13 protein-coding genes are annotated in these 14523 nt (G+C 66.6%); 6 read left to right on the forward strand and 7 right to left on the reverse strand.

Annotated elements, in window-relative coordinates; translation table 11 throughout:
• Window positions 1-48: 48 nt before the first annotated feature.
• Window positions 49-1050 carry a Tim44 domain-containing protein gene (locus tag J2X50_RS05260; protein ID WP_429092428.1) on the reverse strand — a complete coding sequence of 334 codons (1002 nt, stop codon included), beginning with the start codon at window positions 1048-1050 and terminating at the stop codon, window positions 49-51.
• A 327-nt stretch (window positions 1051-1377) separates the two neighbouring features.
• Between J2X50_RS05260 and phnC the strand changes: the two genes are divergently transcribed.
• The 6 genes from phnC to J2X50_RS05290 all read left to right on the forward strand — a co-directional run bounded on the left by phnC (window position 1378) and on the right by J2X50_RS05290 (window position 7593).
• Entirely contained in the window at window positions 1378-2220 is an 843-nt protein-coding gene (gene phnC, locus J2X50_RS05265; RefSeq protein ID WP_429092430.1) for a phosphonate ABC transporter ATP-binding protein, read from the forward strand.
• 92 nt (window positions 2221-2312) lie between these two features.
• Entirely contained in the window at window positions 2313-3224 is a 912-nt protein-coding gene (gene phnD / locus J2X50_RS05270; RefSeq protein WP_429092433.1) for a phosphonate ABC transporter substrate-binding protein, read from the forward strand.
• Between the two features lie 82 nt (window positions 3225-3306).
• The gene (gene phnE / locus J2X50_RS05275; RefSeq protein ID WP_429092839.1) at window positions 3307-4254 is read left to right on the forward strand and encodes a phosphonate ABC transporter, permease protein PhnE; all 948 of its coding nucleotides are present in this window, start codon (window positions 3307-3309) and stop codon (window positions 4252-4254) included.
• A gap of 2 nt (window positions 4255-4256) precedes the next feature.
• Complete coding sequence (gene phnE / locus J2X50_RS05280) at window positions 4257-5642, forward strand: phosphonate ABC transporter, permease protein PhnE (RefSeq protein ID WP_429092435.1); 1386 nt, start codon at window positions 4257-4259, stop codon at window positions 5640-5642.
• A gap of 105 nt (window positions 5643-5747) precedes the next feature.
• Window positions 5748-6455, forward strand: a complete 708-nt coding sequence (locus tag J2X50_RS05285; protein ID WP_429092438.1) for a DUF1045 domain-containing protein — start codon at window positions 5748-5750, stop codon at window positions 6453-6455.
• A gap of 1 nt (window position 6456) precedes the next feature.
• A complete protein-coding gene (locus J2X50_RS05290) occupies window positions 6457-7593 on the forward strand; it encodes an alpha-D-ribose 1-methylphosphonate 5-triphosphate diphosphatase (RefSeq protein WP_429092441.1) in 1137 nt (378 codons plus the stop codon).
• Between the two features lie 6 nt (window positions 7594-7599).
• Here J2X50_RS05290 and J2X50_RS05295 read toward each other — a convergent pair whose 3' ends face one another.
• Genes J2X50_RS05295 through J2X50_RS05320 form a run of 6 tightly spaced genes read right to left on the reverse strand, consistent with a single transcriptional unit; the run spans window position 7600 to window position 14467 of the window.
• Entirely contained in the window at window positions 7600-9255 is a 1656-nt protein-coding gene (locus J2X50_RS05295) for a GMC family oxidoreductase (RefSeq protein ID WP_429092443.1), read from the reverse strand.
• 10 nt (window positions 9256-9265) lie between these two features.
• On the reverse strand, window positions 9266-10042 hold the full coding sequence (locus J2X50_RS05300; protein ID WP_429092446.1) for a 3-ketoacyl-ACP reductase: 777 nt from the start codon (window positions 10040-10042) through the stop codon (window positions 9266-9268).
• Complete coding sequence (locus J2X50_RS05305; RefSeq protein WP_429092448.1) at window positions 10039-11547, reverse strand: FAD-dependent oxidoreductase; 1509 nt, start codon at window positions 11545-11547, stop codon at window positions 10039-10041. The genes J2X50_RS05300 and J2X50_RS05305 overlap by 4 nt, the downstream gene beginning before the upstream one ends.
• A 1-nt stretch (window position 11548) precedes the next feature.
• Window positions 11549-12664, reverse strand: a complete 1116-nt coding sequence (locus tag J2X50_RS05310) for an ABC transporter ATP-binding protein (protein WP_429092451.1) — start codon at window positions 12662-12664, stop codon at window positions 11549-11551.
• 4 nt (window positions 12665-12668) lie between these two features.
• Window positions 12669-13550 (reverse strand): carbohydrate ABC transporter permease, encoded by an 882-nt coding sequence (locus tag J2X50_RS05315; protein ID WP_429092454.1) that lies wholly within the window; start codon window positions 13548-13550, stop codon window positions 12669-12671.
• A complete protein-coding gene (locus J2X50_RS05320; protein ID WP_429092456.1) occupies window positions 13547-14467 on the reverse strand; it encodes a carbohydrate ABC transporter permease in 921 nt (306 codons plus the stop codon). The genes J2X50_RS05315 and J2X50_RS05320 overlap by 4 nt, the downstream gene beginning before the upstream one ends.
• Between the last annotated feature and the right edge of the window lie 56 nt (window positions 14468-14523).

The following is a 14523-nucleotide window of genomic DNA, read 5'->3' on the forward strand; positions in this document are numbered from 1 at the left end:
CCCCCTTGTGGGGAGGGGCTAGGGGTGGGGGTACAAGTCGCCCAAGCCCTACGCCTGCTGGATCGCCGAGAGCTGCCAGTCGCCGCCGTTCTGGCGGACGAAGGTCCAGAGTTCGGTCGTCTCCGTCGGCTCGTTTTCGTCGCCGTCCACCAGCGCGCCGGTCGTCCGGTTGCGGGTCACGTCGATCGACTGGTAGTTGAGCGCCGCCGTCGCATAGTCGCGGTCGCCTTCGTTCCAGGCCTCGGCGATGTCGGCCTGCAGCAGCTGCACGTCGGTCACGTCGTTGCGCAGGCCGTCCTGGGCGTTCTCGGCCAATTCCTCGGACAGGTACGAAACCATTTCCGGCGTCACCAGGCGGCGCAGCGCCTTGTGGTCCTCGCGGCCGAAGGCTTCCTGCACCTCGGTCAGCATGCGCTGGAAGGTGTCGAGGTCGCCCTGGCCGAGCTCGATCTCCCTCGTCGCGGGCTGCTGCGCGGCCGAGCCCAGCCCGCCACCGATGTTGGGGATGCTGAAGGCGCGCTTGCCGTCCTCGCGGGGTGCAGCGTCGCGATAGTTGAAGTTGCCGCCACCGGCCGACCCGCCGGCCATCGCCGGACCGGAGTTGCGTGCCGGCTGAGAGCGGAACAGGCGCAGGGCGAGCCAGATGGCGCCGCCGATGAGCAGCACCTGCAAGAGCATGCCGAACATGCCGGCGAGACCGCCGAAGCCCTGGCCGAGCAGCATGCCGATCAGGCCACCCATCAGCAGGCCGCCCAGCATCGAGCGGCCGAAGCCGTTCATGAAGCCGGGCCGCTGCGGCTGCATGGCCGTGCCCGGCCGCGCGGCACTGTTCGGCGTCGCCTGGCCGGTGTTCGGCGTCATCGAGCGCTCGATGGGCGCGGTCGGCTGCGGCGCGGTGCGGGTGGGCGGCGCGGACTGGAAGGTGCGCGTGCCGCGGCTGCCGAAGCTGCCGTTGCGGCGGGCGTCGGCCTGATCGACCGCAACCATGGAAAAGGCGAGGAACAGGCCCGCGAAAAGGGTGGCAAGGCGGGTCGTTCGGGACAGTTTCATCGGCGGATCCTCAAAGTGACGTCCGCTCTCATATAATGACTAACAAACGTAGTGACAGGGCAGCCACTTCAAGTTTTTGCGAAGTCTCGGCGAATTCGTCCAAGACCTTGAAACGACTCCGCCTTTGCAGGCCGCACCTCGCCGCCAGCGGCGGGAGGACCGGCATGTCCCGCCGTCGCCGCGCGCCGACTTCCCGGCCCGCATTTTCGGCCTCGCCCCTGTGTCTCGTAACAGAACTGACATGATCCCGACATTTCAGCTTCATCTGATGGGTCTAGGCCGATCCCGGACAAGGGCGAAAAAGCCCGCTGGGACAGGGATGCCAAGATGCTCGAAATCCGCAACGTCACCCGCCGTTTCGGCAAGAATGTCGCCGTCAACGGCGTCAATCTCCAGATCCAGCAGGGCCAGATGGTCGGCATCATCGGCCGCTCCGGTGCCGGCAAGTCGACGCTGCTCAAGACCATCAACCGCCTGATCGACCCGAGCCAGGGCTCGATCGTCTTCGACGGCACCGAGGTGTCGTCGCTGCGCGGCACGCAGCTGCGCCGTTGGCAGCGCGACTGCGCCATGATCTTCCAGCAGTTCAACCTGGTGCCGCGCCTCGACGTGCTTACCAACGTCTTGCTCGGCCGCCTCAACCATCGTTCGACCGGGCTCAACCTGCTCGGCATCTTCTCCCGCGAGGAGCGCATCCGCGCGATCGCAGCGCTCGAGCGCCTCGACATCGCCCGCACCGCGCTCCAGCCCGCCGGCACGCTGTCGGGCGGCCAGCAGCAGCGCGTCGCCATCGCGCGCGCCCTGATGCAGGAGCCGAAGCTGATCCTCGCCGACGAGCCGATCGCCTCGCTCGACCCGCTCAACGCCAAGGTGGTGATGGACGCGCTGCAGGACATCAACCTGCGCGAGGGCATCACCGTCATCACCAACCTGCACACACTCGACACCGCCCGCACCTACTGCAACCGCATCATCGGCATGCAGGGCGGCGCGGTGGTCTTCGACGGCGCGCCCGAGGACCTCACCATCGAGGCCGTCCGTCTCGTCTACGGTGCCGACGCCGACGGCGCCGAGATTTCCGAAGCCATCACCTCGACCAGCATCCGCCCGGCCAAGGTCAAGGTTCCCGCATCCGCCGCCCCTCTCGAACCGGCATACGCCCCGGTCTGAGGCCGTTCGCGGTCGTCTCGCCCGCGTCAAGGGCCGGCATTCAGCAACCGAAAATGACCCGGCATGCCGCCGGGCCGAACTGGAGACATGTGATGTTCAAGAAAGCACTTTTCAGTGCCGTTTCGCTCGCCGTGCTGGCGATCGGTTCGGCCCATGCCGCCGACCTCAAGGAATTCCGCATCGGCCTGATCGGCGGCGAGAACGAAGCCGACCGCCTGCGCAACTTCCAGTGCCTGGTCGACCAGCTGCCCAAGGCCATCGGCGTCGAGAAGGTGTCGCTGTTCCCGGCCGCCGACTATGACGGCACCATCCAGGGCCTGCTCGGCGGCACCCTCGACTACGCCGAGCTCGGCGCTTCCGGCTACGCCAAGATCTACCTGCAGAACAAGGACGCGGTCGAGCCGATCCTGACCACCGTCCAGACCGACGGCGCCACCGGCTACTATTCTATCATGGTCGCCAGGAAGGACTCGGGCATCACCAAGCTCGAAGACCTCAAGGGCAAGAAGCTCGGCTTCGCCGATCCGGACTCGACCTCGGGCTACCTGATCCCGGTGACATCGCTGCCCAAGGACCTCGGCGGCACGGCTGTCAAGGATTTCGTCGCTGAGACCGGCTTCGGCGGCGGCCATGAGAACCTCGTCCTCGAAGTGCTCAAGGGCACCTTCGACGCCGGCACGACCTTCGGTTCGGGCGTCGGCGAATTCAAGGACGGCTACACCTCGGGCAACCTCAAGAAGATGGTCGACAAGGGCATCCTCGACATGGACGACCTGGTCGAGGTCTGGAAGTCGCCGCTGATCCCGAACGGCCCGCTCGTCGTACGCACTTCGCTCGATGCCGACATCAAGACCAAGTTCAAGGAGTTCATGATGAAGCTGCCCGAGACCGATGCGGCCTGCTTCTCGGCCATCATGGGCGGCGACTTCAAGGGCTACACCGAGGTCACGCCTGAGTTCTACCAGCCCGTGATCGACGCCCGCAAGGCGCAGATCGGCAGCTAAGCCGCAAGGCGACACGGACGCGCCGCGCACATATCGCGGCGCGTCCTTTTTTCATCCGGGATCGGACGGAACCTTCATGACAATGCCCCTCACGGAAGCCGGCCTCGCGGTCGAGCGCCACTGGCGCGAACTCGCCAGCCGTCGCCGCCTGCACACCATCGGCGGCCTCATCCTGCTGTTCCTCGCCCTTTCCGGCTCGCTCTGGTTCGCCAACGACACCAATGCCGGCAAATTCTTCGACCGGCTGCCGCATTTCTTCGATTTCGCCGACCAGTTGATACCGCGCGACGGCTACGAGATCTGGCGAGCGCTGTTCGACCTGCCCTCGCCCTATGCCGACGGCAGCCTGAAGTTCGACTACCCCGAGGGCCGGATGTACCTGGTCGGCTCGTTCTACCTGCCCGAATACGTCTACAAGATGCTGGAGACGATCAACATCGCGCTCGTCTCGACGCTGATCGGTTTCGCCTTCGGCTTCCTGCTCTGCTTCCTCGCGGCGTCCAACCTGGTCACCCGGCGCTGGCTGCGCTTCTTCGTCCGCCGCTTCCTCGAAATCCTGCGCGCCTTCCCCGAGATCGTCATCGCCGGCTTCTTCCTGGCGGTGCTCTCCATGGGCGCGATCCCGGCGATCATCGCGGTCTCGCTGCACACCATCGGCGCGCTCGGAAAGCTGTTTTTCGAAGTGGTCGAGAACGCCGACATGAAGGCCGACGAAGGCCTGCGCGCCGTCGGCGGCAACTGGCCCGAGCGCGTCTGGTTCGGCATCGTGCCGCAGGTCATGCCCAACTTCCTGAGCTACGCGCTGCTGCGGCTCGAGATCAACGTCCGCGCCTCGACCATCATCGGCGCGGTCGGCGGCGGCGGCATCGGCGAGGCGCTGCGCCTGTCGATCAGCCGCAACCACGAGGCCAAGACGCTCGCCATCATCCTCCTCCTGTTCTGCACCATCGTCGCGGTCGACCAGTTTTCGGCCTGGCTGCGCAAGAAGCTGGTCGGCGAACAGGCCTTCGCCTCCGGTCGCGGAGATTAATCATGACCACCCTTTCCCTGGCCGAAATGCAGGCAATCGCCGACCGCCATCCCGGCGTCTTCCGGGGCTCCTGGCGCAAGAGCCTGACCGGCTGGGCAGTCGGCGCCGGTATCGTCGCCTATGTCGCCTTCGCCTGGTGGTTCTTCGCGGTCGGCGCCGTGCTCGCCGGCGGCAACTGGGGCATCGCCGGAACCTACCTGGCCGACTGGGTCTCCTACGAGGTCCGGCCGCAGGTCGCCTTCAAGGACGGCCGCCTCGACGTCGGCTATCCACGCTTTTCGTCCTATCGCGCCGACCGCCATCCAGACTGGCTCGACATCGCCCAGCCGGCCGGCGCCACTGTTGCCGCCAACAAGGCCCCGGCCAACCGGGTCGTCGCCCATATCGGCTCGAGCACGGCAATCGACATCGCGCCCGAGCGCGTCGTCGTCACCCATGGCGGCGAAACGCTCGACGTGACCGTCGTGCCGCGCCAGAGCATTTCGATCGTCGGGGCCCTGCCCGCCTGGGCGACGCAGAAGGCGGCCGGCGAGAAGATCGTCGCCGATTTCGGCTTTGCCGGCAGCGTCCAGGTCGACCGGGACGACGTCAAGATCCGCCGCCGCTTCCTCGGCTGGGAAAACTTCTTCTTCGACGCCAACTCGCCCTTCTGGGGCAAGTCCTTCGCCGAGGTCGCCTCGCTGGTCGTCTCCGGCGAACGGCTCGATCCCGGCATGTCGAATGCAGCACTTGCCTGGAACAACATCGTCAACAATTCCGAATGGCAGCATGGCGACGTCTGGCTGAAGCTCGCCCAGACCATCGTCATGGCCTTCGTCGGCACGCTGTTCGCCAGCCTGCTCGCCTTCCCGCTGGCCTTCATGGCGGCCCGCAACATCACGCGAAACCGTCTGGTCAACCAGGTCACCAAGCGCTTCTTCGACTTCCTGCGCTCGGTCGACATGCTGATCTGGGCGCTGTTCTTCACCCGCGCCTTCGGCCCCGGCCCCATCGCCGGCATGTCGGCGATCTTCTTCACCGACACCGGCACCTTCGGCAAGCTCTACTCCGAGGCGCTGGAGAACATCGACGACAAGCAGCGCGAGGGCATGCGCTCGGTCGGCGCCTCGCCGGCCTCGGTGCAGCGCTACGGCGTGGTCCCGCAGGTGCTGCCGGTGCTGGTCAGCCAGTCGCTCTATTTCTGGGAATCGAACACCCGCTCGGCCACCATCATCGGCGCCGTCGGCGCCGGCGGCATCGGCCTCAAGCTGTGGGAAGCCATGCGCACCAATTCCGACTGGGAGAACGTCGCCTACATGGTGCTGCTCATCCTGGTCGTGGTGTTCATTTTCGACAACATCTCGACCGCGTTGCGCCACCGCCTGATCGGGGGCAAGTCCAGCCACTGAACTTTTTGGGCCGGCCCTTGCAAAGCCAAGGAAGTCGGCCACTACTTCGTCAAACTGTCACGCAAATCATCTATCGGGCCTTCATCTCCAAGGAAGAATCGCGCCATGCGCTACGCCATCTATTTCACGCCCGAGCATGACGATCCGCTGTGCCGCATCGCGGCCGGCTGGCTCGGGCGCGATGCCTTTGGCGGCGCGTCCCTTCCGGCGAAGGCCCATGGCGAATTGTCGGCGGCCGAAGTCGCCTTCCACACCGCCGCCGCCCGCCGCTACGGCTTCCATGCCACGCTGAAGGCGCCGTTCCGGCTCGCCGACGGCGTGAGCGAACAGATGCTGGTCGACGCCGTCGACGCCTTTGCGGCGGAAACCGTTCCCTTCGACATTCCGCGCCTGAAGCTCGCCCAGATCGACGGCTTCTTCGCCCTCGTCCCGACGGAGACCCTGCCCGAGCTCGACCGTTTTGCCGGCGACGTGGTCGGAGCCTTCGAACCGCATCGCGCACCGCTGACCGACGCAGAGCTCGCCCGCCGCAACCCCGACGCGCTGAGCCCGCAGGAGTGCCGCTACCTCAGCCAGTGGGGTTACCCTTACGTCTTCGACGCCTTCCGCTTCCACATGACCCTGACCGGTCGCGTCGCCACCGAGGAGGTGCTGCGCGTCCGCGCTGCCATCGAACAATGCCTGGGCAACGTGCTCGACAGGCCGGTGCCCGTCGCCGGCCTCGCCGTCTTCGTCGAACCGGCCGCCGGTGCCCCCTTCGAGGTGCTGAGCTACCACGCCCTGGGCAGGCAAGCCGAGAGAAAGACCGCCTGAGATGACCGACCTTGTCCTGAACAATGCCCGCATCGTCCTTGCCGACGAGGTGATCGACGGCACCATCGTCGTCCGCGATGGCAGGATCGCCGAAATCTCGACCGGTCCGAGCGCCGTCGGCGAGGACATGGGCGGCGACTTCGTCATCCCCGGACTCGTCGAGCTGCATACCGACCATCTCGAAGGCCACTACGCGCCGCGCCCGCGCGTGCGCTGGAACCCCATCGCGGCCGTCCTCGCCCATGACGCCCAGGTGGCGTCCGCCGGCATCACCACCGTCTTCGACGCGCTGCGCGTCGGCATGGACGAGGATGCCGACATGACCGCCACCGACATGCGCAAGCTGGCCGACGCCATCGAGGACAGCGTGCGCGCCGACCGCGTCCGCGCAGACCACTTCATCCACCTGCGCTGCGAGGTCTCGGCGCCCGACTGCCAGGACGGCTTTGCCTATTTCGACGGCGACGACCGGGTGAAGCTCGCCTCGCTGATGGACCATGCGCCGGGCCAGCGCCAGTTCGTCGATTTCGACACCTACGCCTATTACTACCAGCGCAAGCTCAAGCTCAATGACGTCGAGTTCAAGGCCTTCTGCGACCAGCGCATGGGCGACTCGGCCAGGAACTCGCGCCCCAACCGTGACGCCATCTCCACTGCCTGCCACGCGCGCGGCATCGTGCTGGCGAGCCATGACGACGCGACCGTCGCCCATGTCGACGAGGCCATCGCGCAAGGCATCCGCGTCGCCGAGTTCCCGACCACGGTCGAGGCCGCCGGCGCCTCGAAGGCCGCCGGCCTCGGCGTGCTGATGGGCGCGCCCAACGTCATGCGCGGCGTCTCCCATTCGGGCAACGTCTCGGCCCGCACGCTGGCCGAGCAGGGCCTGCTCGACATCCTGTCGTCGGACTACATCCCCTTCAGCCTGATCCAGTCGGCCTTCTTCCTCGGCGAGGTGGTCGAAGGCATCACCCTGCCGCAGGCGGTTGCCATGGTGTCGAAGAACCCGGCCGAGGCCGTCGGCCTCGCCGACCGCGGCATGATCGAGATCGGCCGCCGCGCCGACCTGGTCCGCGTCCGCGTCGACGAGCATGTGCCGGTGGTCCGCACCGTCTGGCGCGAAGGCCGCCGCGTCGCCTGAGGCGGGCTACCGCACCTCGGCGCGCGCCCGTGGCCGCGCGTCGTTGCGCTCGTGCGCGAAGATCGCCGCCGGCAACGGCTCGCGGTTGCGGATGATGTCGGCGCCCTTTTCGCCGACCATGATCGTCGGGCCGTTGGTGTTGCAGGACGGCACGCGCGGCATCACCGAGCTGTCGCAGACACGCAGGCCGTCTAGGCCATGCACCTTGAGCTCGAGGTCGACCACGGCCATCTCGTCGGTGCCCATCTTGCAGGTGCCGACCGGGTGGTGGTCGGTCTTGGCGTTGGCGCAGCCATAGTCGAACAGTTGTTCCTCGGTGACCTTGTCCGGCCCCGGCAGCCGCTCGGCCGTTACGAAGGGCTTGAGCGCAGCCTGCTGCATGATCTCGCGCGCGACCCTGAGGCCCTCGATCGACATCTTGCGGTCGTGCGGATCGGCCCAGTAGTTCGGGTCGATCAGCGGCGCCGCCGCAGGGTCGCTGGAGGCGAGACGCACCGTGCCGCGCGAGCGCGGGTGCAGATAGGCCGAGTTCAGGGTGACACCCGCGTTCTTGAGCCTGGCAACGCCCGCCTCGATGCCCGAGCCGAGGCCCAAGTGGAACTGGATGTCGGGCGAGCGCGCATCGGGATCGGCATACCAGAAGCCGCCCGTCTCGAAGAGGCTCGACGTCACCGGCCCGGTGCGGAACAGCACATATTGCAGCCCGGCCCACAGCGTCCGGTGCAGCTTGGCGACATTGTCGTAGGTGTGGTCGCCGGTGCATTCCGAGATCACGAACAGGTCGAGATGGTCCTGCATGTTCTCGCCCACCCCCTTGAGGTCGTGGATCACGGGCACGCCGACGCTCTTCAGATGATCGGCCGGGCCGATGCCGGACTGCAGCAGCAGCTTGGGCGAGCCGATGGCGCCCGAGGACACGAGCACCTCACGTTCGGCGCGGATGAACTCCGTGCCGTTGCCGCGCGCCACCTCGACGCCGACCGCCCTGCCCTTCTCCACCACGATGCGCGTCACCCGCGCCCCAAGCCGGACGGTCAGGTTGCGCCTAGCCTTGATCGGGTCGAGATAGGCCATCGCCGCCGACGAGCGACGCTTGTTGCGCTGGGTCAGCTGGTAGAAGCCGACGCCGGCCTGCTGGCGGCCGTTGAAGTCGTGGTTATAGGGAATGCCGAGCTCCTGGCCGGCGCGGATGTAGGCGTCGCAGATCGGCAGCGCCGCCGACGGCATCGAAACCCCCAGCGGCCCGCCATAGGAATGGTAGTCGTCGGCGAAGCGCTGGTTGTCCTCGCAGCGCTTGAAATAGGGCAGCACCGAGCGGTAGTCCCAGCCGGTGCAGCCGTCCTCGCTCGCCCAGAGGTCGTAGTCCACCGCATTGCCGCGCGTGTAGAGCTGGGCGTTGATGCTGGAGCCGCCGCCGATCACCTTGGCCTGGGTGTAGCGCAGCACGCGCCCCTTCATGTGCTTCTGCGGCACGGTCTCCCAGCCCCAGCTCGCCACGCCCTTGGTCATCTTGGCGAAACCGGCCGGCATGTGGAACAGCGGGTTCCAGTCGTCGCCGCCCGCTTCGAGCAACAGCACGCGCACGTCGGCGTCCTCGCTCAGCCGGCTGGCGAGCACGCAGCCGGCGGGACCCGCGCCAGTGATGATGTAATCGTAGGTCATCTCGAAACTCTCAGAGACGCGCGACGGACAATGCGCCGTCGGCCTTGATGATGCTGCCCGTGGCAAAGCCGAAGCCGCCGCCGGCCAAAGCTGCCGCGATGCGGCCGATGTCGTCGGGCTCGCCCCAGCGCCCGGCCGGCACCAGCCCCTCGCCGATCAGCCGGTCGTATTTTTCCGAGACCTTCGCCGTCATGTCGGAGCGGATGATGCCGGGGCGGATCTCGAACACGTCGATGCCCGCACTTGCCAGCCTGAGCGTCAGCCCCTGCGTGAAGGCGGCGAGCCCGGCCTTCGACATGCAATAGTCGAGCCGTTCGGGCGAGGTCATCTCGGCCGAGATCGAGGTGATGTTGATGATCGAGCGCCGCTGGGCCGGCTGCGGCAGGCCGAGCATCGCGCGCAGCACGGCCTGGGTGAAGAACACCGTGCCGCGCAGATTGACCGCCATGATGGCATCGAAGTTCTCGGGCGTGAGCTCGAGGAAGTCGCCGCGCACCTTCGAGGCGATGCCGGCATTGTTGACGAGGCAATCGATCCGGCCGAAGTGCTTTACGATCTTCTCGACCGTCTCGGCATGCGCCTCGATCTCGGCGAGGTCGGAGGCGACGAACAGCACCTTGGCGCCATGCTTTTCGAGCCCCGACACGGCGTCCGCCGCTGCCTTGTCCTTCTCGCGATCGGTGATGGCGAGATCGAAGCCTGCTTCGGCCAGCGCCTTGGCCACCGCCAGCCCGATGCCGCGGCGCGCGCCGGTCACGATGGCCACGGGCTTGGCATTGGCGCTCATGCCGCGAGGTCCTTCCTGGCAATGTGGTCGGCGACGCGCAGCGCCTGGGCCGCAATCGTCAGCGCCGGATTGACCGCCGCCGAGGTCGGCAGGAAGCCCGCGTCGACCACGAACAAATTGGGGTGGTCGAAGGCGCGGCACCAGACGTCGAGCGGCGCGTCCTTCGGATCGTTGCCGATGCGCACCGTGCCGCATTGATGCGACGGCGTGCGCTTGTCGAACGCGCGCGATACGACCACGGGAAAGCCGGCGCTACGCAGCACCTGCTTGAGCTTTGCCACCAGCCGCTCATGTGCCTCCCAGTTGCTGCGCACCCATTTCAGCACGATGCGCTCGCCGTCGACCATGACGCGGCTTTCCGGCGACGGCAGGTCCTCGCTCATGGCGTAGAAGTCGATCGAATGCGCCGACACCCGGTTGAGCAGCCATTCCGGCACCGAGCGCATGTTGGCCTTGAGGATCGCGCCGGAGATGCGCCCGAGCAGCTGCACGTTGCCGAGCGGCGGCCCGCCCTCGCCGTCGGACAGATAGAAATCGTTGAAGCCGAAGGTCTTCTGGTAGATCGAGTCGTTGCGGTACCACGGGCTGAGCGCGATCACCGCCGACGAGTTGTGGTTCATGAAATTGCGGCCGACCTGGTCGGAGCGGTTGGCGAGCCCGGTCGGATGGGCGTCGTTGGCCGAGCGCAGGAGCAGCACCGCCGACTGCACCGCACCTGCCGCAAGGATCACCAGCTTCGGTCTCACGACATGGCTTTCGCCGCTGCGCTCGCAATGCACGGCGGCGATCCGCCGGCCGTCGGGCGCGGTTTCGAGCCGCGTCACCCGCGATCCGGTCTCGAGGCGAACGTTGTCGTGGCTGAGGGCTGCGGCGAGTGCCGCGGTCTCGGCGTCCATCTTGCCGTCGAAGCTGTTGGGGTGGGCGTCCCACGGCGTCTTGCCCTTGGCCAGCCAGCGCTCGATGTCGACGCCGAGCGGCAGCGAGAAGGGATGCACGCCCTGCGCCTTGAGCCTGGCGCGAACCCCGGCGATCGCCGGCTCGTCCGCCACCGGGCCGTGGGCGTAAGGCCTGGAATGCACGGGCTCGGTCGGGTCCTCGCCGAGCGCGCCGCGCACCTGGTAGAGTTCTTCCGCCAGGCCGTACCAGGGCTCCAGCTCCTCGTAGGCAAACGGCCACGCCGGCGAGACGCCGTCGAGATGCTGCATCTCGGCGAAGTCCTCGCGCCGGTAGCGGGTCAGCACCGCACCGTAGAACTTCGAATTGCCGCCGACATTGTAGTAGTTGCCGGGATTGAAGGCCGCGCCGCCGGCCTCGTACCAGGTTTCCTTGGGGCGGAAATGGCCGCGCTGGAAGATGGCGCGCTGGTCGCGGTTCTCCGGCCGGTCGGCGATATGGCCGCCGGCTTCGAGCACGAGGATCTCCGCACCGGTCGCAGCCAGGCCCGCAGCGATGGTAGCGCCGCCGACCCCCGAGCCGATGATGACGATGTCAGGCTGTCCGGACATGTCAGGCGATGCGCAGCTGGCTCTCGGGGTCGAAGAACACCGCCTTGTCCAGGTTGAAGGCGAGCCTGGTCTTCTGGCCCGCATGGATCGACGCATCGGCGCGCAGCCGCGCCACCACTTCCTTGCCGCCTAGCTTGGTGACGGCGAAGGTGTCGGAACCCGCCGGCTCGACCACCTCGATCAGGCATTCGCCTTCGGCCAGCGACTTGGCGTTGCGGTCCGCACCGTCGGGATCGGTCAGCGCTTCGGGCCGCACCCCGAAGATCACCTCCTTGCCCGAATAGGCGCCGAGCGCGCCGTTGGCCAGCTTGATCGGCAGCGCCAGCGGCTTTTCGCTCGGCCGGTCGAGCACGACGTTGAGCCCGCCCTCGCCGCTTTCCAGCCGCGCCGACAGAAGGTTCATCGCCGGCGAGCCCATGAAGTCGGCCACGAACATGTTGGCCGGGCGGTTGTAGATCTCGGCCGGCGTGCCGAACTGCTGCAGCACGCCGTCCTTGAGCACCGCGATCTTGGTCGCCAGTGTCATCGCCTCGATCTGGTCGTGGGTGACGTAGACGATCGTCGTCTTCATGCGCTGGTGCAGGCGCTTGATCTCGGTGCGCATGTCGACGCGCAGCTTGGCGTCGAGGTTGGACAGCGGCTCGTCGAACAGGAACACCTGCGGATTGCGCACCAGCGCCCGGCCCATGGCGACGCGCTGGCGCTGGCCGCCGGAAAGCTGGCTCGGCTTGCGGTCGAGCAGGTGGCCGATCTGCAGGATGTCGGCCACCTGCTTGATCGCCTTGTCGCGCTCGTCCTTCGGCACGCCGCGGATCTCCATGCCGAAAGCGATGTTCCCGGCCACCGTCATGTTCGGATAGAGCGCGTAGGACTGGAACACCATGGCGATGTCGCGCTTGGAGGGATGCAGCCCGTTGACCGACTTGCCGTTGATGGCGATGTCGCCCGAGGTGATCGGCTCCAGCCCGGCGATGGTGTTGAGCAGCGTGGACTTGCCGCAGCCGGACGGGCCGACGAGCACCAGGAAGCCGCCCTTGTCGATCTCGATGTTGATGTCCTTGAGGATCTCCACCTGGCCGTAGTTCTTGTAGAGATTGGTGATCTTGAGAAACGACATGGGCTTACCCCTTGACCGCGCCGGCCATCAGGCCGCGCACGAAGTAGCGTCCGGAGACGATGTAGACGATGAGGGTGGGCAGGGCTGCGAGGATCGCCCCGGCGAAGTGGACGTTGTATTCCTTCACGCCGGTCGACGAGTTCACCAGGTTGTTCAGCGCGACGGTGACGGGGATCGAGTCGACGCTGGAGAATGACGAGCCGAACAGGAAGTCGTTCCAGATGTTGGTGAACTGCCAGATCACGGTGACGACGATGATCGGCCCCGACGACGGCAGGAGGATGCGCCGGAATATCTGGAAGAAGCTCGCGCCGTCGATCTGCGCGGCCCGCACCAGTTCGGTCGGGAACGCCTCGTAGTAGTTGCGGAAGAACAGCGTGGTGAAGCCGAGCCCGTACACCGCGTGGATCAGGATCAGGCCGGGCACGGAGCCCGCCAGGCCCAGCAGGCCGAGGATGCGCGCCGACGGGATCAGCACGATCTGGAACGGGATGAAGCAGGCGAGCAGCATCATGCCGAACACGACGTTGTCGCCCCGGAAGCGCCACTTGGTCAGCACGTAGCCGTTGAGCGCGCCGAGGATGGTCGAGATCGCCACCGCCGGCACCACCATCAGCACCGAGTTGAGGAAGTAGGGCCTGAGCCCCGTTGGCTGCACGCCGATCTGCGCCGTCGACCAGGCCGACAGCCAGGGCGCGATGGTCCATTGCTGCGGCAGCGCCAGCATGTTGCCCTGGCGGATCTCGTCGAGCGGCTTCAGCGAGTTGACCACCATGACGTAGAGCGGCAGCAGGTAGTAGACCGCGAACAGGATCAGGATCGCGTAGATGAAGGCCCGGGCGATGACGCCGTTGCGGGTCGCCACGTCTTGCGAGGGTGCGCTCATTTCTTCTTCCCCCCGAGCTCGGAATAGAGATAGGGCACGATGATCGCGAAGATCATCATCATCATCACCATGGCTGACGCGGCACCCATGCCCATCTCGTTGCGGCCGAAGGTGAACTTCTGCATGAACAGCGCCGGGGTCCAGGTCGCCGTGCCCGGGCCGCCGTCGGTCATCGCCACCACCAGGTCGTATGACTTGATGGCGAGGTGCGCGAGCACCACGAAGGCCGACAGGAACACCGGCCGCATCAAGGGGATGATGATCCGCCGGTAGATGGTCATGGTCGAGGCGCCGTCGATCTGGGCCGCCTTGATGATCTCGTTGTCGACGCCGCGCAGGCCGGCGAGGAACATCGCCATGACGAAGCCCGACGACTGCCAGACCGCGGCGATGACGATGGTGTAGATCGCCATCCGGCCTTCCTTGATCCAACGGAACGAGAAGCTCTCCCAGCCCCACGTCTGCATGACGTGCTCGAGGCCGATGCCGGGGTCGAGGAACCACTTCCAGGCCACGCCGGTGACGATGAAGGACAGCGCCATCGGGTAGAGGTAGATCGGCCTCAGCACGCCCTCGCCGCGGATCTTCTGGTCGAGGAAGATCGCGAGCCCCAGCCCGATCACGCTGCAGACGACGATGTAGAGGATCGAGAAGATCGCCAGGTTCTTGAGCGCGGTGATCCAGTTCGGATGGTTGAACAGCCTCACATAGTTGCCGAAGCCGACCCAGGTCGAAAAGTCGGGCAACAGCTTCGAGCCCGAGAAGGACAGGAAGGCCGTGAAGATGATGAAGCCGTAGACGAAGAGGAGGATGATCGCGAAGCTCGGCGCAAGCACGATCTTCGGCAGCCACTCCTGCAGCGTTGCGCGCGTATCCGTCGCCGTGCGCGGCACAGCGGTCGTCGTGAGGTCTGCCATGGTTCCAGCCTCTGCTGATCTCGAAAAATGGTGCCCCGGCCGAAGCCGGGGCACGT

This window comes from Aminobacter sp. BE322, assembly GCF_050433525.1.
GTDB lineage: Bacteria > Pseudomonadota > Alphaproteobacteria > Rhizobiales > Rhizobiaceae > Aminobacter.